Below are 18,804 nucleotides of genomic sequence, written 5' to 3'. Positions count from 1 at the left end.
TCCTTAGTTTGGGAGTGTCAGGTCATCACTGGCGGGATGCAAACCCTGCCAGCGCGTGGCGCCAGCAGTGTCGATACCAAGCTGATCCAGCACGCGACCCACGATATGATTTTCCACATCGGCGATCGTGGCCGGATGGTTGTACCAGGCAGGCACAGGGGGAATCAGGCTGACCCCATGCGTGACAGCGCCAGCATGTTTTCCAGATGAATGGTGTTGAGCGGGGTTTCGCGCGGTACCAGAATCAGTTTGCGCTGCTCTTTCAGGACGACATCGGCCGCGCGGCCAATCAGCCCTTCCGCATAACCGCTGTGGATACCGGCCAGATGAAACACATCGGCCAGCTGTTTGATTTCATTGAGAGAACAGTTAGTTTCATGTTCCAGCGTCACTTTTCCCCAGCGTGACAAAATGAGATGCGTTTCGATGTGCGGAATGTCCGCCAGCTGCCGCAGTAATCGCAGCGCGAGTGGGGCACCGGTGGCGCCGGTTACGCCGACAATGATGCGCATAAGGCCTCCTGTGAAAGGCAAAAATTTTCCGGCGCGTTCCTGCCGTCGCCGTCCTGCAGCCAAAGATAATGCGCTCGCTAATCAGGGTCTAATTGGTATTATGCTTTTATTAATAACGAATCCTTATCAGGTGTGGCATGGATTACCGTAAGCTGCGTTCTTTTCTGGCACTCGCCGATACGCTGCATTTCGCGCGGGCGGCGGCGGCGGTTAACCTCACGCAACCGGCGTTGTCTCAGCATATTCAGGCACTGGAGCAGCAGTGGGGCGTGAAGTTATTTGCGCGCGACAAGCGTAAGGTGAGTCTGACGCGCGAAGGCGCATTGCTGCTCGGGGAAGTCCAGCAGACGGTGCAGCGTGTGGAACATTTGCAAAACACGATTAAGCAGGTGGCCGCCGGGCGACGCGGCATGTTACGCATAGGCTATGTGGGCACTTCCATGCTGGAGTCGGCACTGGTCAAAATTATCCGTGCCTTCAGGCGTGATTTTCCACAGATCGCGCTGCAACCCGTGGAGTATAGCGTCAATCAACAGCTAAGCTTGCTGGAGAGCGGCGATTTGGATATCGGCATCCTGCGCGGGCCGCTGCCGGAACGTCGCCAGATTAGCCGGCAAATTTTGCATCAAACCTCCCTGTGTGTGGTGCTGGCCGACGACCATCCGCTGGCGCAGCAGGCCTGCGTCTCGCTGGCTGATTTGGTAGCGGAGCCGCTGATTTTGCAGGAAGATCCGGAAGGCATCGGGCTGGGTGGCGCGGTGCTTAATCTCTATGCGGCCGCCAGGCAGATTCCCGCCAGCGTGCTCCGCGCGCGCGATGTGGCCACCGCCGTTGACCTCGCCGCACTGGGTCTGGGCGTGACCTTCATCCCCCACGCACCGGAGAGATTTTTGCGTCAGGATGTGGCGCTACTGCCGCTGGCGCAGCAGGATGTCACGACGGCACTTTACCTGTGTTGGAAAACCGGCGCGGCTAACCCGGAGATCCGGCGCTTTGCCGGGTACGCGCAGTCACACTTTGGTGATGAACCCGCTGCGTAATCAGGCGGGCATTCCAGCCTCAACGGCGTTATGGGGATCTAGATGGCGAATTGCTATGCCATATCGGCTAACTTGTGATTCACTGACGTAATCTATTCTCGACGACAGCGCAGGCCTGCCGTATCGCATCAGCGCGCTGGAAGTGCTGCTGCGCCATCATCCCGACTATGCGGGCAACATGATGTTATTGCAGCTGGCTTCTGCTGCCAGCGGACACCCGCACCGGCAGCAGGCGATCAGCCACGATTTGGAAAATCTGTGCGGTGAGGTTAATGGCGTGCACGGTATGCTCAACTGGTATCCGGTCAGCTATCTCAACCACGATTATCGCCGCGAAGAGCTGGCCGGACTGTATCGTGCGGCGCTGGTGACGCCACTAATGGCGGGCATAAGCCTGATGGCGAAAATGTATGCTGCGCTGCAGGATCCCGCGAATCCAGGCGTGCTGATTCTGTCACAGTTCGCGGGTGCGGCCGAACAAATGGATGGCGCGCTGATCGTTAATCCTTACGATCCTGATGCGATGGCGGACGCCATCCATACGGCGTTGCGGCTGCCGCTCAGCGACCGTCAGAACCGTCATGCGCGATTGCTGAATAATTTGCACCGCTATGATTGTCACTGGTGGGCCGACAGCTTCCTCGCCCTGTTAATGGATGAGCAGCAGCCGGAGAGTGTGCAGCTGTGTAGCCGTCACCTGTCGGGCGCAGGCATGAGCGGGCGGTTACGTTATTGATAAGCACACAGGGGCAGAGCGGGGCTAATGTCGGGTATTTTTACCCGCATTATCACGGTTGCGAAAAACATGGGTCACGTTATCGCTACCTTTTAACGCCACCGCTTCGCCCTGTGGCGCACTTTTGCTGTTCTGCACTTCAGCAATCGCATAGCGAAACGCGCGCTGGCGTGCCGGATCGGTTTCTGATGCCGCCATCGCGCGCAGTTTTTCCAGCAGCGCGAGAATAGTTACCGGTCCGGCTTGTTTTAATAATTGCAGCACGGCATCGCCCATGACAATGTCGGCCAGTTTTTCATCTTCACTTCTATACATAAAAGCTCTCAGTATCCGCGTTGCGTTTAGCATTGCCTAGTGCAGGTAAACCAAAGCCTAATCAACGACTGATAGTCGTCGCTCTTCCTCTGTCGGAAATGTGTGACCTGCTGAGCGAAATTTTTTCCCCGACAGCACCCTTAAACTTATAAGTGCCGCATCTGGCGCAATTCCATCAGTTATCGCCATAAAAGATGAATTTAATCACAGTAATGAATTTTACAGATTAACCATACGCGGTAAAAATTTGTCCGGCAATCGCCTTTTCGCCGCCCGGCTTTGCAGAAAAGCAGGACACGTCTTCTGCCCACCTGCACGGCGGCATTTAATGAGAGGAATCTGTTATGAGTTATGTTGCATCGCCAGCGCGTTATCAGACCAACATGCAATACCGTAAAACCGGCAAAAGTGGCCTGGTGCTGCCGCTGATCTCGCTGGGGCTATGGCAGAATTTTGGCGGCGTTGACGTGTTTGAGACCGGCAGAGCGATCCTGCGCCACGCGTTTGATAACGGCATCACCCATTTCGATCTGGCTAATAACTACGGTCCGCCGGCGGGATCGGCTGAAGAGAACTTTGGTCGCTGGCTGGCGCAGGATTTTGCCCCGTATCGTGATGAACTGATCATCTCCAGCAAAGCGGGCTGGGATATGTGGCCGGGTCCGTACGGTGGCCCGACCGGCACTCGCAAACATCTCATTGCCAGCTGTGATAACAGCCTGCGCCGCATGGGGCTGGATTATGTCGATATCTTCTACAGCCATCGCGTCGATCCGAATACGCCGCTGGAAGAAACCATGGGCGCGCTGGTGCAGCTGCATCGCCAGGGCAAAGCGCTGTATGTCGGCATCTCTTCCCATTCGCCAGAGCTGACGCGTCAGGCCGCTGCGATTCTGGCCGATGAGAAAGTGCCGCTGTTCATTCATCAGCCCAATTACTCGATGCTAAACCGCACTATTGAGTACGGGCTGCTTGATACGCTGGCGGAGCTCGGCAGTGGTTGCATCGCCTTTTCACCGCTGGCACAGGGCATGCTGACCAATAAATACCTCAACGGCGTACCGCAGGGCGTGCGCGCCGGCGGCAGCGATCCGCGTCTTTCTGCCATGCTCAGCGAAGAGAACCTGGCAAAAATTCGTGCGCTAAACGCGATTGCTGAAGCGCGCGGTCAGACGCTGGCGCAGATGGCGATCGCCTGGGCGCTGCGTGATGAGCGGGTCACTTCTGCGCTGATTGGTGCCCGCACGGTTGATCAGTTAAGCGATTCCCTGTGCGCGCTGGACAACCTGACCTTTACGGCACAGGAACTGGCGGACATTGATCGCTACGCCACCGAAGGCGGGGTGGATATGTGGCGCGTCTCTTCTCAACTTAAATGATGCCCGGCGCCGCGTAACGCGGCGCGCTTTATCGCTGCGCCTGCTGTAACCGTACGGCGCGGCGAAATGCATTGGGTAACTGACCCGTTTCACGCTTAAAAGCATGGCTGAAGGCGCTCTCTGAGGCGTAACCCAGTGTCTGCGCTACCACGGCAACCGCCTCATTTTCCTCCTGCAACGCACGCTCTGCCAGCCGCATACGCCACGCCGTCAGATAGGCTATCGGCGTGATGCCGACCACCTGACGAAAATACTGGGCAAAACGGGTGCGCGACATTGCACAGGCACGCGCCAGTTCGTCCAGATGCCAGTTGCGCGCCGGATCGCCATGCAGCCGCTGTAACGCCGGTGTCAATCGCGCATCGCTCAGTGCCTGCAGCCAGCTGGCGGGCAGTGCGCTGCTGGTTTGCAAATGCGCACGCAGAATCTGGATGAACAGCAGTTGTGCCAGCTGGGCCTTTGCCAGCTGCGATCCCGGCTGGACATGCTGGCCTTCCTGCACCAGTTGATCCCGCACCCAGCGGAATGAAGCCGCCTGCGGTGACGCCGCCGGCACCTGAATCCAGGGAGGTAATACGTGGGTCAGTAAACGACCACTGGCAGGATCAAGCAGTACATGGCCACCGATATGGACAAAATCATCGCCGCTGCCAATCGGCGCATGGCCTTTTCCTGCGCCATAAAACACGCTCATGGCGTCAACCGGCGGCTCGTCCGGATGGCTGGCCAGCACGAAGGCGCGTTTAGCGCTCAGCAAGCCGACGTCGCCGGTGGTAAAGTGGAACGGTTCAGGTTCGCCTTCCAGTATGACCCAGCAACTGCCTTTGATAATGGCGGAGAATTTAATTTTATCTGGCGCAGGGAAACGCAGCGCCCAGCGTCCGCCCGCGGTAAAGCCGCCGGTCAGCAGTGATTCGGCGCGAACGAATCGCAGAATGTCGGAAAAGGGAGCAAGGCTCATTTCTGTACTATCACGCAAGTAAAGTGCATTTACAAGCATTCAAAATCCGCCATCCACCCCTTAACGTAGAGCGCGTCGAATGAACGATTATTGTGATGAGGAAGAAAAATGAGTAATGACAAGGTTCTGGTTACCGGCGGCAGCGGATTTATCGCTCAGCACTGCATTATTGCGCTGCTGCAGCAGGGCTATCAGGTGCGAACCACCTTACGTAATGCCAATGGTGAGGCTGAAGTCAGGGCGAATCTGTTGCAGGCCGGGGTGGCCGCAGGCGAGGCGCTGCAATTCGTCGTTGCCGATTTAACGGCAGACGCGGGCTGGGAAGACGCGGTGGCAGGCTGTCGCTTCGTGCTGCATGGCGCTTCTCCCACTCCGACCGGCAGCCAGGTAAGCGAAGCTGACTGGGTGAGTCCGGCGATTGAAGGAAATCTGCGCGTGTTGCGCGCCGCGCGCGATGCAGGCGTTAAACGTGTGGTGCTGACCTCGGCGTTCGGCGCGGTCGGTATCGGACATCCAGCGGACTATCCGCGCCCCTTTACCGAGCGCGACTGGAGCGATGTCAGCGGCGATGTGTGGCCGTATCAGAAATCGAAAACCCTGGCAGAACGCGCCGCCTGGCAGTTTATCGCTGAGCAGGGTGACGGTCTGGAACTGGCCACGGTGAATCCTGTGTCAGTGCTGGGACCGGTGCTGGGTGCCGACTATTCACATTCGATTCGCATTGTGAAGGAGCTACTGGAGGGGCAGCCGGGTTGTCCTAACATCAACTCATATTTTGTTGATGTGCGTGACGTTGCCAGTCTGCACGTGCTGGCGATGACCCACGCCGCAGCGCAGGGTCAGCGCTTCCTCGCCAGTTCGGGGCATAGCCTGCCGCTTATTGAGTTGGCGAGCACGCTCAAAACCCATCTGGCAGCGGAAGCAGAGAAGGTTTCGCTGCAGCCAATGAGTGACGCCATGGTGCGGGCGGCGGCAGCGCATAATCCGTTGATGACGGGAATGGTAAAACTGCTGGGCGTTGATATGAACGTCAGCGCCGCCAAGGCCAGCTGGTTACTGAACTGGCACCCGCGTAGTCTGCAGGAGGCCATTCTTGCCACCGCGCGCAGCCTGATTGCGCTGGGGCTGGTGGCAAACCACTAGTCTGACTGCGGCATTTATCATCACCTTGGTGACGCGCAGATGCTATATAAATGATAACAATTATCATGTATAGCGATAGATGAGGACATCATGCCGTCTCCACAGGAGATAAACGCCGACTGCTGTATCGTCGGCGGCGGTCCGGCCGGCTTAATGCTGGCCTATTTACTGACGCGCGCCGGCCTGCGCGCGGTAGTGATTGAGAAGCACGCCGATTTTCTGCGCGATTTTCGCGGCGACACCATTCATCCCTCAACGCTGGAGATCATGCATCAGCTGGGTCTGCTCGACGCGCTGCTGGCGCTGCCGCATCAGCGCGCGGATAAGTTACAGGCGGAAGTGGGCGGGCAGGAGATCACCATGGCCGATTTCTCCCGTCTGCCTTTGCGCTGCCGTTTTATCGCCTTCATGCCACAGTGGGACTTCCTCACTTTCCTCGCCGCCCAGGCGGCGCACTATCCCGGTTTCACGCTGCTGCAATCCACCGGTTTTGACGATTTTCTCTATCAGGACGGCGTGATTGCAGGCGTGAAAACGTTACAAGGTCACGAAATTCACGCGCCGCTGGTGGTAGGCGCTGATGGCCGTCGCTCGGCGGTGCGGCAGAAAGCCGGGCTGGTGGGTAAAAGCTTTGGCGCTCCACGCGATGTGGTGTGGTTCCGGCTGGATAAACAGCCGGACGACCCCGAGTTGGGGATGGGCCACAAAGGGCCGAAGCAAAACTTCATCGTCATTGACCGCGGAGAATACTGGCAGTGTGGATTCACCATTGAGAAAGGCGAATTCGAGGCGCTGAAGCAGGCCGGACTCGACGCGCTGAAAAACCGCATGGCAGACATTGCGCCGTTCAGCGTGGCGCGCATGGCGCAGCTGCAGGAGTTGCAGCAGCTGAGTCTGTTATCCATCCGTATCGATCGGCTGGATAAATGGATGAAGCCCGGCGTGCTGTGCATTGGCGATGCCGCACATGCGATGTCACCGATTGGCGGCGTGGGCGTGAACTTGGCGATTCAGGACGCGGTGGCCACCGCCAATTATCTGACGCGGCCCTTGCAAAACGGCACGCTCACGCTGCGCGATTTGGAGAATGTGCAGCGGCGGCGGCAGTTTCCGACGATGGCGACGCAATTCCTGCAGATTAAAATGAGCAGCGGCAAGCGCCCGCGTACGACGCCCAGTAAGGTTCCGCAGCTCATCAGCCGCTATCCGTTTTTGCGCCATCTGTTTGGCCGGTTGATTGGCATGGGCTTCCGCCCGGAACGGCCACGTCTCGCCGGAGAAAAAACGTAGCCGGGTAATTATTGCAATTGCGATTCTTTTGTAACATTAAATTAACTTTTGCGGCGGGCTATCATTAAAAAAATTGCTTAATCGGAGAGGGGATTTAATCACTTTGTGCCTAATTTGTAGGCTGATGTAACCTGAACGTCAACGCGATCTCAACGAAGCGCAAATGGCGTGAGGCTGGTTAATATCGGGCTTGCGCGATGATAAAGGTTTTCTATTGATTTCAGCTGTGACACAAGGTTGGCGAAAGCCACAGTTTGATTATGGTTAAGGGGCATGACACAAACCATAAGAAACTGAGGAAGACAGCAGGTATGAAACTGGAAAACTTATCTCGCAGAAGCTTTATGGCCTTCGCGGCTGGTAGCACCGTGGCGCTGGCGGCCGGCAAGGTCCATGCCCACGACGGCAAGGTCGCGACTTATCCGGCGAATGACACCAACCATCCGCGCGATCCCGGCCCGCACGATCCGGTGCGCGAAGCACTGAATCCGGATCTGGTCGATCCGCCAGCAACCGACAGCGGCACGTTACCCAACCTGCGCTTTTCGTTTAGCGATGCGCACGTGCGCAAGGGCAGCGGCGGCTGGACGCGCCAGGTGACGCAGCGCGAACTGGGCATTTCCACCACCATTGCTGGCGTCAATATGCGGCTGGATAAGGGGGGCATCCGCGAACTGCACTGGCACAAAGAGGGAGAGTGGGCCTACATGCTGTACGGCAATGCGCGCATCACCGCGCTGGATACCGCAGGTGGCTGGTTTGTCGATGACGTCGGCGTGGGCGATTTATGGTATTTCCCGCCGGGCGTGCCGCACTCGATTCAGGGGCTCGGGCCGGACGGCTGCGAATTCCTGCTGGCCTTCGACAACGGCAATTTCGATGAAGACAGTACTTTTCTGCTCAGCGACTGGTTCAAACATATCCCGCCAGAAGTGCTGGCAAAAAACTTTGGCGTGCCGGCTCAGGTGTTTAACACGCTGCCCTCGCCGGAAGAGGAGTACATCTTTGCCAGGCAGGCACCGGACGACGCGGCCGCCTCGGCGGTGAGCGGCGGGGTGAAATCGAAGCAGGTCTTCTCGCATAAAATGCTGGCGCAGAAGCCGTTGACGCTGCCGGGCGGCACGGTACGCATTACTGATTCCAGTAATTTTACGGTATCGAAAACCATCGCCGCCGCGCTGGTGGAACTGGCTCCCGGCGCAATGCGCGAACTGCACTGGCATCCCAATAACGACGAATGGCAATACTATCTGGAAGGTCAGGGGCGGATGGGCGTGTTTGCCTCCTCGGGTCAGGCGCGTACGTTTGACTTCCGCGCCGGTGATGTCGGCTATGTGCCCTTTGCCATGGGTCACTATATCGAAAACACGGGTGATAAGCCACTGCGCTTTCTGGAACTGTTTAAAAGCGATTATTACGCGGATATTTCGCTCAACCAGTGGCTGGCCAGTACGCCGCCGGCGCTGGTGCGTCAGCATCTGCATCTCAGCGACACCTTCATGAATGCGCTGCAGCAGGAGAAGCATCCGGTAGTGAAATAGCCAGCGGCCACGCGCAGCCGGTGCTGCGCGTTGTCTCCTGATACTGTCCACATCTGGCGTGCATATCCCGCCCGGAACCCTGTGGATAAACCTTTCGTTGCCCCGTGCCAGCAGGGCTGGCCAGCATGCGGTTATTTTCTGAACGGCCGCCAGCGCAGCGATTTCAGTTTGTCCCGACGGGCTGCTGCCTGCATCACCAGGCTCATCGCCGCGGGTAAGACCGTGAGCGTCACCAGCGTCGCCACTAACAGTCCACCGATAATCGCCAGCACCATCGGCCCCCAGAAAACCTGACGCGAGATGGGGATCATGCCGAAAATCGCTGCGCTGGCGGTGAGCACGATAGGCCGTGCGCGGTGTTCGGCGGCAGCCGCAATGGCAGCGTCCGGCGGCATACCTGCATCAACGTTGTTATTCGCCTCGCTGATCAGAATCACCGCGTTGCGGATGATCATGCCAGCCAGGGCAATAATGCCCAGCAGCGCCACAAAGCCCATAGGTGTGCCGGTCGGCAGCATGGCCAGCACAATGCCCGGCAGACCAAAGGGCGCCATCAGCAGGGCGAGAAGCATACGGGAAATACGCCGCAGTTGTAACATCAGCAGCACCAGCATGCAGAGCAGCGTGACCGGCAGGATAGCGATCACCGACTGGTTGCCCTTGTCAGACTCCGCTACCGCCCCGTCCTCGCTCAGGCGGTAACCGGCCGGCAAGCTGGCCCTGAAGGTAGCAATCAACGGCGTGAGGGCGGCTGAGACGGTTTCCGCGCGCAAACCCGGCGCCGTATCTGTCTGGACGGTGATAAACGGCAGGCGCTGGCGTCGCCAGATAACGGGATCCTCCAGCCCCCACTGCGGTGTTGCGACCTGCGTCAGCGGAATTTTTGCGCCCGACGGCGCGGTTAGCAGCAGCCCGGAGAGGCTGCTCAGGTCATGGCGCGCCGCAGCGTTGCCCTGTAGCACCACATCAATCAGCCGGTTGCGATCGCGTACCATGGTGATCAGCGTTCCTGACCAGAGCGTATGCAGATACTGAGCAATCAGGTCAGAAGAGAGGCCGGCTGCGCGCGCTGCCGTCTGATTCACCTGCAATGTGATAACGCGTTCGGCTCACCGGCGGTTTGATTGACGTCACGCGTCAGCGCTGAGGCGCCGAGCGCGGCGGCCAGGCTTTTGGCCACGACCACCAGCTGAGCGCTGTTTTCATCGTCCAGCAGCACATCCATGGGCAGGTAAAAGCGTATCGCACCGGTGCCGACGTAAGACGAATAGTGGTCAACATCCCGGCTGGCGGAGACAATCTGCTCAAGGCGTTGCACCTGACGCAGGGTGGCCTGCTGCGATGCACTGGCCGGTAGCGCTAGGCTCACCAGCAGCTCAGGCCGATCGGAGGCCGGGAAAAACTCGCCCTGCATATAAATAAGTTGTGCCGACGCCGGCCAGTAACAGCGTCAGAGCCGCCATCGCCAGCGTCAGCATCCGATGGCGCAGCACGCCGCTCAGCAGGCGGCGATAGAACTGGCTGAGGCGCCCGTTTCCGGCGCGGTGCTGCTTTAGCGTGGCCGGTAACAGCCAGCGGCCGGTCAGCGGTGAGAACAGCACCGCCACCAGCCATGAGCTGATGAGCGCCATCAGCACCACCGCAAACAGGGTATAGCAATATTCGCCAGCGCTGGAAGCGGCAAAGCCGACCGGAATAAAACCGGCAATCATCACCAGCGTACCGGTCAGCATCGGGAAGGCGGTGGTACTGAACGCCTAGGTCGCTGCGCCGGTGCGGGAATCGCCGGCCTCCAGCAGCGCCACCATGGTTTCCACCGTTATCATCGCATCGTCCACCAGCAGGCCCAGCGCCACGATCAGTGCGCCCAGCGAGATGCGCTGCAGGCCGACACCGGCCAGATACATGCCGATAAACGTCATGGCGAGCACCAGCGGGATCGCCGCCGCGACCACCAGTCCGGCACGCAGTCCCAGCGAGACAAACGAAACCGCCAGCACGATGATCACCGCCTCGCCCAGCACATCGACAAATCCGCTGACGGCCTGTTGCACTACCGCTGACTGATCGGCGATGCGCGTCATCTCAATGCCGTGCGGCAGCTGGCTGGCTTCGCTGTCCATGCGCGCCCGCAGTGCCTGGCCAAAATCCAGCATGTTGCCGGTTGCGGCCATCGACACGGCCAGTCCGATGGCCGGCTGGCCGTTAACGCGAAAAAGCGGGGCAGGCGGCTCGGCGGGCCGGCGCGTGATGGTGGCGATCGCCGTCAGCGGAACATAGCGATCGTTGACGCGCAGCGTAACCGCCCGCAGGCTCGCCTCACTGTTGAACGCGCCGCTCACGCGCAGGGCGATGTTGTCGGTGGCGGTGCGCACGCGGCCCGCCGGCTCGACAACTTTCTTCGCCTGCAGAGCCTCTGCTACCTGCTGCAAATCCAGCCCCATGGCGGACAGCTGGCGCGGGGAAAAGGCCACCACCAGCTGCTCTTCCTGCTCGCCCAGTAGCTGGATCTTACCCACATCCGGCAGACTCATCAGATCGCGGCGAATATCGTCCACCCGGTCCCGCAGCTCGCGCGGGGAAAAACCGTCAGCGGTGAAGCCGTATATCGTGCCAAAGGTATCGTCAAACTCATCGTTGACCGCCGGGCCCTGCACGCCCTGCGGCAAGGTCGGGGTCACATCCTGCATTTTTTTACGCACCTGATACCAGATCCCGGCCACCTGTGCGGGCGGGGTGTCGTCATGCAGATTGACGAAAATGACCGTGCGGCCAGCGTGCGTTTCACTCTGCACATAATCCAGCCAGGGAATCTCCTGCAGCTTTTTCTCCAGCGTATCGGTGACCAGTCTGACCGTATCGTTGATGTCGGCACTTGGCCACTGCGCAGACACCACCGCAGTTTTGATGGTGAACGCCGGATCTTCGTTGCGCGAGAGTTTTTCATAGCTGACGATGCCCGCTGCCACGATCAGCAGCATAAGAAAGGCCATCAGCTGCTGCTTCAGCGCCCAGGCAGAAAGATTAAACGCCGGTTTCATGCTGATCCTCCCGCTACCGGCAACGCGTTCACCGTCACGCAGGCTTCTGACGCCCGCCGTGATCACCCGATCGCCTGGCATGATGCCGGCGCGAATCCATACCGCATCTGCCGTGTAGCCGGCAATCGCGACCGTGCGCCGGATAACGCAGTTTTTCACCGGGTCGAGAATAAACACCGCCGGCTGGCCTGCCTGGCGCGTAAGCGCTGTGGCCGGAATCGCCATCACCGCATCCACCGTCGTGTCGGCCAGCGGCAGGGTGACGGCGACGCTGGCACCCAGCACCATCTCCGGGGGAGGATTGTCCAGTGTGATGCGCACCCGCCAGCTGCGTGTCTGGGCGTCGGCCTGCGGACTGATGTCACGCAGGTGCGCTTCGGCCATCACGGACGGATTCTGCAACAGCGCAACGCGGAAGCGGGCAGTGGCCCGGCGATCGAGGGTTTCAGGTGTGGCAACGTCAAATACCACGTCACGGCCTGTGCCGGTCGCAACGGTAAACACCGTCTGACCGGCGCTGACCACCTGACCGGCTGCGGCGCTGACGCCCGTCACCACGCCATCGTCAGGCGCGGTAAGGTGGGTCCAGCGCAGGCTATCCTGCGCATTTTTCAATGCCGCTTCACTGCTCTGCCGCCGCGCCAGCGCAGCCTGCCAGTCGGCGCTAGCGCTATCCAGCTAAGCACGGGCAATAGCCCCGGACGGCATCAGCAGCCGCATGCGGTGCAGATTGAGGGCCGCCACCTTTTCGGCCGCGCGGCTGCTGTTCAGCTCCGCCTGTGCGCTCGCCAGCTGATTCAGCGCGCTGGGACTGTCAAGCACGGCGAGCGTCTCTCCCTGCCTGAAGCGGCTGCCTACATCGGCGCTGCGCGTCAGAATCCGCCCCTCCAGCCTGAAACTCAGCGAGGTTTCATCGTGCGCGCGGATCTCGCCGGTCAGGGTTTGCTGCCCGGCGGGCGCGGGCAGGCCAACCGTGATGAACTTTACCGGACGCGGTGGCGGCGGCGTGGGCGAACGCTTGCGGTCACAGTCGGTAAGCAGCAGGGCCGTCAGCACCAGACAGGGCAGCAGCGGCAGCAGGGAAACCAGGTGGCGTGGGTTAAGCAGGTGGCGCACACCCTGTTTGATCAGGCAGGGAAGCTCGTCGGTCATGGCGCAATTCCTTTATCGGTATTTGCGCCATTACACCGTGCGATTATCAAGAATCCGGCGATGTTCCATCAAGAGCGTGTCAAGAAGGGCAAAAACGTCAGGCGTTGCGCGGCAACAAAATCTGTACCTGCAAGCCTCCCGCGGTTGGCAGCGTGGCATTAATCGTGCCGCCGTGCGCCTGGCAAATAGCCCGCGCAATCGACAGGCCCAGCCCGCTACCGCCCGAATGGCGGGCGCGGGATCGCGTTCCGGATGCGCACGCAGGGCGAGAAATTCACGCAGAACAGCCGGCGGCATATGGTGCGTGATCCACAGGTACTGCACCGTGAAGCGCAGCCACATGCATAAAGCAATCAGTACCACGGTACCGATAGCCAGCGTCAGAATGCGCAGACAAAGCCAGCGCCAGAGCGTCTGTGGAACCGGTAGCCTACGCCGCGCACGTTGAGCAGCACGCCCGCCATACCGACCGCTTCCAGCTTTTTGCGCAGGTTATACACGTGGGTATCAATCACCCGCTCCAGCGCGTCGCTGTCCGGCATACACTGCTCCAGCAAAAACTGGCGGCTCAACGCGCGCACCGGTGCGCGCATCAGCGTGACCAGCAGCGTGAATTCGGTTGGCATGGTATCAACGCAAAGCACGTTACCCGAGGCCTGCGTGACGGTAACGGTCATCGCGCCGCTGTTCACCTCCAGTCCCTGCGAGCGCAACACTTCCTCCGCTGGCATTTTCACCGCGCTGCGCCGCAGTACTGCCTGCACGCGTGCGACTACCTCGCCGGGATGGTAGGGCTTGACCACATAGTCATCCGCGCCGTAGCGCAGGGCACCGATGCGATCGGGCGTATCGCCCATGGTCGTGACCATAATCACCGGCACCTCGCTGCTGCGCCAGAGTTTTGCCAGTACCTCGGTGCCGTTCAGGCCGGGCAGCATCACATCAAGCAAAATCAGATCGGGCTGCCAGCGCTGGGCCAGCTCAAGTCCGCACAGGCCATCCGCGGCAACACGCACCGCATAATTTTCCCGTAGCAGATAGGCCTCCAGCACCTCAGTCGCGTCAGCATCGTCCTCAATAATCAGGATATTTTTGGTCTGCATAACTCACCTTGACAGTTTCTTCATAAATCCCTGGCTGTTTGTTGACACAGCCCCGGGATACTTCGGCTGCGCGCTGCGGCTGCCCGGGCAAGGGGCGGTAAACGGACCGATAAAGAGGTGACACGATGATAACCAGAAAAACGCTGATGTACATGACCAGCCTGCTACTCATTATTTCCGCTGCCGCAAGGGCGGATGGCGATGCGCAGACCAGCCTGACGCTCGGTGCGGGGGCGCAATTCGCGCCACGCTATAGCGGATCGAATAAAACACGGGTGCAGCCGATACCGATTTTCCAGGCCAGAGACGGCGCATTTTTTGCTGATGCCCAAGAAGGCATCGGTTATGATCTGCAGAGCGACAGCGGGTTTTATCTGGAACACACACTGGGTTATGGCCTCGGCCGAAGCGATAAAGATTCGACGTGGCGGGACGGCGCCAGCCGGCTGAAAGACATGGGAAACATCAATGCGACGGTGAACACTGCACTGGCGCTGTGGGCTGGCAGCTCACGCCGTGGCTGAGTGCAGAGGGCAAAGCGGTGCTGCCGCTCAGCGATGATCAGGGCGTTAGCTATCAGGCATCCGTTACGCTGGTGCCCCTCCAGCGCGACAGCGATACCGTTGCACTGCAGACGGCGGCCCTGTTTGGCGATGCGCGTTATATGAATACCTGGTATGGCGTGAGCGATGTCCAGAGCAGGCGCAGCCGGTTTTCACGCTACGATGCCGGCGGCGGCTTCTACGGTATTGCGACTACGCTGACCTGGAGCCACCAGTTTGATGCCCACTGGGGCACGCTGGTCAGCGCGGGTTACAGCTGGCTGGGCGATCGCGCCGCGGACAGCCCGATCGTGTCCCGGCGCGATCAGGTCACCGGCACGGTCGGCTTTAGCTATACCTTCTGAGAAACGTCATCGGTGGCTGCACAACGCCCGGCAGGCGCGCTGTGCAGCACGACAGCCACTACGCGGACATGCCGCCATCAATCACCAGTTCGGTGCCGGTAACATAGACACTTTCGTCCGATGCGAGGAACAGGGCGGCCGCCGCAACTTCGTCAGGATGGCCGAGGCGTTTGGCCGGTATCTGCGCGCTGAATGTCTGTCGTACCTTGTCGCTGACCTAGTCAAACATCGGCGTGTCCGTCGGGCCGGGACTGAGCGTGTTGACGCGAATGCCGCGCGGTGCCAGTTCGCTGCTCCAGGTGCGGGCATAGGCGCGCACCGCGGCTTTGCTGGCCGAGTAAGCGCCATAGCCGGGATTGGCCATGCCGCCCGCAATCGATCCCACCAGCACGATGGCACCGCCCTCAATCATGTGCTTCACCGCATGTTGTACGGTGAACACCATGGCACGCACGTTGAGGCCGAACGTGCGGTCAAAGTGCTCTGCGCTGGTCTCTTCCAGGCTGGCGGGTTCAGCCACGCCAGAGGAGTTCACCAGAATATCGAGACGTCCGGCGCGGGCCTGCACGGTGTCAAACAGACGGGCAACATCGTCTGCGCTGGTGAGATCGCCCGCTATCGCCTCAATGCGGCCGCCAGTAAGCGTGACGGCTGCTGCCAGCTGCGCTTCGCGTCGCCCGGTGATGAAAACGTGGGCACCTTCCTGCACAAAACGGCGCGCGATGGCGAGGCCGATACCACTGCTGCCGCCGGTCACCAGCGCGACTTTTCCTTCGAGTTTCATTATGGCTGCTCCAGGATGAGAGGGGTGGACGGCTGATGATACATTTCGTATATTTAGTGTCAATTACGCACCTTATCTACATTAGATATACACAAGGAAACCCCATGCCGACTGATATCGCGGCGCTGCTGGCAGAGATCAACAGCACCCGTCCGTTCCTAGAACAGGTAGCCAACAAGTGGTCGGTATTAATTCTGACCGTGCTGTGTACTGAACCCGCGCGCTTTAACGCTATCAAGCGCCGTCTTGATCCGATTACCCACAAGGCACTGACGGAGGCGTTGCGCCGGCTTGAGCGTAACGGCCTGATTAGCCGTCGCGTGATCGCCTCGTCCCCGGTGGCGGTGGAATATGCCATTACGCCGCTGGGCCAGACGTTGCAGGATCCGTTTGTTGCGCTGGTGAAGTGGGCCAGAGAGCAGGGCGACGCGATTGAAAAGGCACAGGCTGTCTATGATCAACGCCGTGCCAGCGAAGAATAAAGCGTGGGTGCCGCCGGCTAATCAGGCGGTTTTTAACCGCATGCTCAACATGGTTTGCCGTTCTTCTCCTCGCCGCTAAATTAGCCCACATAAAAACGTGCTTATTTAATTCTATTCGCAGGAATTTAATTACGTCATTTCAGTAAATTTCACGCTGCGTTATTATTTGTGTGCTGGAAAAAACGGTTAAAAATTTTGAATGGGTAAAGCAAACGATTTCAATAACACCTCAGCAGGTTTGTGCTACAGTATTAGCACTTGATTATTTGAGGATGTTTCCATGAAATTTTTGAAAAAAACGGCGCTGCTTTCTCTGGTGGCATTATATGTTCCCCTTTCACATGCCGCGGCGACAGAATATAACCTTGAACCGCAACATACTTCCGTCGTGATCGCATGGAATCACTTTGGTTTCTCTCATCCGACTGCTGATATTTCTGATGTTTCCGGTCAGCTGGCCTTTGATAAAGAAAACCTGGAAAAGTCACAGGTTAATGTTACCCTGCCGTTAAAAACTATTGACACGCATGTGCCAGCGCTGACCAAAGAGTTTTTGGGTAATGAGTATTTTGACGTTAAAAAATATCCTCAGGCCACCTTCCACAGCACCCATGTGGAAAGCAAAGGCGATAATAAATATTATGTGCAGGGTAATTTAACTATTAAAGGCATCACTAAGCCGGTTGTGCTGCATGCCACGCTAAACAAGCAGGATATGCATCCTATGGTTAAAAAGCAGGTGATCGGTTTTGATGCCACCGGCGTCATCAAACACTCGGACTTTAAAATCGATAAATATGTTCCGGCCGTGGGCGACGAAGTGACGATTACGCTCTCTACCTAGGCGTATGCCAAATAATGCATCGCGCGCTTAACCGCGCACTTTTTATCTGCATCAACCTGCTGCGCTACTCGCGTGTTCAGCGCGAGCTGGCGCAACAGGTTGTCTCTTCTTGTTCCCTGGCTGGGACATCACTGCTTGTCAGCGCATTTCTCGTCAGCACCCTCTGACGCTTCGCCTCTTCACCTGCCGCAATTTCAGACCTTTAACAATAAAGCTGAAAAAAACTACCAATTCATAACCTTGCGATGATCGCCAGCAGAGCACCAGATTACCTGATGGGTTTTTCCCCTGCTAACAGCGGCCAGTGGACTATATTTTTATCAACTGAAGTGCGAAATCATGGGTTTAACAGATAACCGGCACGATAACGGTTACTGATTTTGGTGACTTATCTGACAACCGCGGTTGTTAGCTGAACAGAAGGGAATATCATGCCATTAATTCTTGGTGAGTTATCTGGTGCGCCGACATGGGTGCCTGCTGTATTACTCGTCACACTCTCGCTGCTGCTGGGTTTTCTGGCCCGCTTTATTCTTCTCAGGTTTATCCACTACTGGCAAAGCCGCGATCGCAAGCTGTTTAAATCGCTGGAAAAGCATCTGCGGGGATCGTTATTTTTATTCATCCCATTACTGCTGATCAATATGGGGATGAATTATGTGCATCTCGATCCTAACTCACTGAGCTTTATCGCCACCACGCTTAATATCTTTATCATCTTATCGTTCTGTTCCATTTTGATTCGCCTGATTAACGTAGCGCAGGATATGTTCTTTATTCGCTACGATATCAACCTGTCGAACAACCTGCGTGCGCGTAAAATTCGTACGCAATTAATCTATGTTAAAAAAGTGGCTATCGTCATTCTGGTACTGTTTTGCCTGAGTTTAATTCTGCTCAACTTCCCCGGTGTACGTAAATTCGGCACCACCATCCTCGCGGGTGCCGGGGTCGCGGGTATCATTATTGGTTTTGCTTTGCAAAAGTCGCTGGTGAATCTGTTTGCCGGCATTCAGATTGCTTTCACCCAACCGATAAAGATTGACGATGCTGTGGTGGTCGAAAAGGAGTGGGGCTGGATTGAGGAAATTAATCTGACCTATGTCGTGGTGCGCATCTGGGATTTACGCCGTCTGGTGCTGCCCATCACCTATTTTACCGAGAATGCATTTCAGAACTGGACGCGAAATAATGCACAAATATTGGGTTCTGTGTTTCTGTATGTTGATTACTCAATGCCGCTGGCGCCGCTGCGCGAGCATTTTGAAAAAATCCTCAATGAGACGCGGCTCTGGGATCGCGAAACTCAGGTACTGCAGGTGACCGATACCACGGAAAAAACCATGACCATCCGTTTACTGATGACAGCGCAGAACTCACCGACGGCGTGGGATCTGCGCTGCTATGTACGCGAGAAAATGATTGAATTCATTCAGCAGAATTACCCGCAGAGTCTGCCGCAGGTGAGAGCCACCCTGACTGATGCCGACAAAGCATAGTTCAGGCTGGCGATGGGGCATTGCGCGGTAACTGCTCTGGTTGCAATTGCTATACGGCGTCATTATCAGGGCCCT

The 18,804-nt window shown here is 58.0% G+C and carries 11 protein-coding genes and 7 pseudogenes; 10 read left to right on the top strand and 8 right to left on the bottom strand.

Annotated elements, in window-relative coordinates; genetic code table 11:
- Positions 1-3 precede the first annotated feature (3 nt).
- Positions 4-512: pseudogene (locus tag AC6I8M_RS08005) on the bottom strand (UbiX family flavin prenyltransferase).
- Positions 513-649: 137 nt separating this feature from the next.
- Between AC6I8M_RS08005 and AC6I8M_RS08000 the strand changes: the two are divergent.
- Positions 650-1,552: a LysR family transcriptional regulator gene (locus AC6I8M_RS08000; RefSeq protein ID WP_010618921.1), complete on the top strand. Its 903-nt coding sequence runs from the start codon at positions 650-652 to the stop codon at positions 1,550-1,552.
- A gap of 97 nt (positions 1,553-1,649) precedes the next feature.
- Positions 1,650-2,288 (top strand): annotated as a pseudogene (locus tag AC6I8M_RS07995) (trehalose-6-phosphate synthase); the annotation flags it as partial.
- A gap of 24 nt (positions 2,289-2,312) precedes the next feature.
- On the opposite strand, the gene AC6I8M_RS07990 reads toward AC6I8M_RS07995, so the two are convergent.
- Positions 2,313-2,603, bottom strand: a complete 291-nt coding sequence (locus AC6I8M_RS07990; RefSeq protein WP_010618919.1) for a hypothetical protein — start codon at positions 2,601-2,603, stop codon at positions 2,313-2,315.
- A gap of 344 nt (positions 2,604-2,947) precedes the next feature.
- Here AC6I8M_RS07990 and mgrA point away from each other — a divergent pair, with 344 nt between their 5' ends.
- Entirely contained in the window at positions 2,948-3,982 is a 1,035-nt protein-coding gene (gene mgrA / locus AC6I8M_RS07985) for an L-glyceraldehyde 3-phosphate reductase (protein ID WP_498013753.1), read from the top strand.
- A 28-nt stretch (positions 3,983-4,010) separates the two neighbouring features.
- Here the strand turns inward: mgrA and AC6I8M_RS07980 are convergent, their stop codons facing one another.
- Positions 4,011-4,982 (bottom strand): AraC family transcriptional regulator, encoded by a 972-nt coding sequence (locus AC6I8M_RS07980; protein WP_498013752.1) that lies wholly within the window; start codon positions 4,980-4,982, stop codon positions 4,011-4,013.
- Between the two features lie 69 nt (positions 4,983-5,051).
- On the opposite strand from AC6I8M_RS07980, the gene AC6I8M_RS07975 reads away from it, so the two are divergent.
- From AC6I8M_RS07975 to AC6I8M_RS07965, 3 genes are all read left to right on the top strand, one after another.
- Positions 5,052-6,086: an SDR family oxidoreductase gene (locus AC6I8M_RS07975; RefSeq protein WP_010618918.1), complete on the top strand. Its 1,035-nt coding sequence runs from the start codon at positions 5,052-5,054 to the stop codon at positions 6,084-6,086.
- 90 nt (positions 6,087-6,176) lie between these two features.
- The gene (locus AC6I8M_RS07970) at positions 6,177-7,376 is read left to right on the top strand and encodes an FAD-dependent oxidoreductase (protein ID WP_498013751.1); all 1,200 of its coding nucleotides are present in this window, start codon (positions 6,177-6,179) and stop codon (positions 7,374-7,376) included.
- Between the two features lie 344 nt (positions 7,377-7,720).
- Positions 7,721-8,917, top strand: coding sequence for a cupin domain-containing protein (locus AC6I8M_RS07965; protein ID WP_022547698.1), 1,197 nt, complete (start codon positions 7,721-7,723; stop codon positions 8,915-8,917).
- A gap of 131 nt (positions 8,918-9,048) precedes the next feature.
- Here AC6I8M_RS07965 and AC6I8M_RS07960 read toward each other — a convergent pair.
- The 4 genes and pseudogenes from AC6I8M_RS07960 to AC6I8M_RS07945 form a co-directional block, all read right to left on the bottom strand.
- A pseudogene (locus AC6I8M_RS07960) lies at positions 9,049-11,958 on the bottom strand (efflux RND transporter permease subunit).
- Positions 11,942-13,110 (bottom strand): annotated as a pseudogene (locus AC6I8M_RS07955) (efflux RND transporter periplasmic adaptor subunit). The pseudogenes AC6I8M_RS07960 and AC6I8M_RS07955 overlap by 17 nt, the downstream one beginning before the upstream one ends.
- Positions 13,111-13,207: 97 nt before the next feature.
- Positions 13,208-13,354, bottom strand: a pseudogene (locus AC6I8M_RS07950) (ATP-binding protein); the annotation flags it as partial.
- Between the two features lie 136 nt (positions 13,355-13,490).
- Positions 13,491-14,213, bottom strand: a complete 723-nt coding sequence (locus tag AC6I8M_RS07945) for a response regulator transcription factor (protein WP_010618913.1) — start codon at positions 14,211-14,213, stop codon at positions 13,491-13,493.
- A 125-nt stretch (positions 14,214-14,338) separates the two neighbouring features.
- On the opposite strand from AC6I8M_RS07945, the pseudogene AC6I8M_RS07940 reads away from it, so the two are divergent.
- A pseudogene (locus AC6I8M_RS07940) lies at positions 14,339-15,120 on the top strand (MipA/OmpV family protein).
- A gap of 58 nt (positions 15,121-15,178) precedes the next feature.
- Here the strand turns inward: AC6I8M_RS07940 and AC6I8M_RS07935 are convergent.
- Positions 15,179-15,907, bottom strand: a pseudogene (locus tag AC6I8M_RS07935) (SDR family NAD(P)-dependent oxidoreductase).
- 101 nt (positions 15,908-16,008) lie between these two features.
- Between AC6I8M_RS07935 and AC6I8M_RS07930 the strand changes: the two are divergent.
- The 3 genes from AC6I8M_RS07930 (at position 16,009) to AC6I8M_RS07920 (ending at position 18,729) form a co-directional block, all read left to right on the top strand.
- The gene (locus AC6I8M_RS07930; RefSeq protein WP_010616279.1) at positions 16,009-16,386 is read left to right on the top strand and encodes a winged helix-turn-helix transcriptional regulator; all 378 of its coding nucleotides are present in this window, start codon (positions 16,009-16,011) and stop codon (positions 16,384-16,386) included.
- Positions 16,387-16,666: 280 nt separating this feature from the next.
- Positions 16,667-17,230, top strand: coding sequence for a YceI family protein (locus AC6I8M_RS07925; protein ID WP_010616280.1), 564 nt, complete (start codon positions 16,667-16,669; stop codon positions 17,228-17,230).
- A gap of 431 nt (positions 17,231-17,661) precedes the next feature.
- Positions 17,662-18,729 (top strand): mechanosensitive ion channel family protein, encoded by a 1,068-nt coding sequence (locus AC6I8M_RS07920; RefSeq protein ID WP_058948704.1) that lies wholly within the window; start codon positions 17,662-17,664, stop codon positions 18,727-18,729.
- The last annotated feature ends 75 nt before the right edge of the window (positions 18,730-18,804 follow it).

This window comes from Type-A symbiont of Plautia stali (assembly GCF_059731155.1).
The sequence above is the reverse complement of the archived record's forward strand: the minus strand, read 5'-3'. Positions and strand labels throughout refer to the sequence as shown.

Bases quoted from the DNA above. Each gene is read 5' to 3' on its own strand.
- AC6I8M_RS08000 (WP_010618921.1), top strand. From the start codon at position 650: ATGGATTACCGTAAGCTGCGTTCTTTTCTGGCACTCGCCGATACGCTG.
- AC6I8M_RS07990 (WP_010618919.1), bottom strand. From the start codon at position 2,603: ATGTATAGAAGTGAAGATGAAAAACTGGCCGACATTGTCATGGGCGAT.
- mgrA (WP_498013753.1), top strand. From the start codon at position 2,948: ATGAGTTATGTTGCATCGCCAGCGCGTTATCAGACCAACATGCAATAC.
- AC6I8M_RS07980 (WP_498013752.1), bottom strand. From the start codon at position 4,982: ATGCTTGTAAATGCACTTTACTTGCGTGATAGTACAGAAATGAGCCTT.
- AC6I8M_RS07975 (WP_010618918.1), top strand. From the start codon at position 5,052: ATGAGTAATGACAAGGTTCTGGTTACCGGCGGCAGCGGATTTATCGCT.
- AC6I8M_RS07970 (WP_498013751.1), top strand. From the start codon at position 6,177: ATGCCGTCTCCACAGGAGATAAACGCCGACTGCTGTATCGTCGGCGGC.
- AC6I8M_RS07965 (WP_022547698.1), top strand. From the start codon at position 7,721: ATGGCCTTCGCGGCTGGTAGCACCGTGGCGCTGGCGGCCGGCAAGGTC.
- AC6I8M_RS07945 (WP_010618913.1), bottom strand. From the start codon at position 14,213: ATGCAGACCAAAAATATCCTGATTATTGAGGACGATGCTGACGCGACT.
- AC6I8M_RS07930 (WP_010616279.1), top strand. From the start codon at position 16,009: ATGCCGACTGATATCGCGGCGCTGCTGGCAGAGATCAACAGCACCCGT.
- AC6I8M_RS07925 (WP_010616280.1), top strand. From the start codon at position 16,667: ATGAAATTTTTGAAAAAAACGGCGCTGCTTTCTCTGGTGGCATTATAT.
- AC6I8M_RS07920 (WP_058948704.1), top strand. From the start codon at position 17,662: ATGCCATTAATTCTTGGTGAGTTATCTGGTGCGCCGACATGGGTGCCT.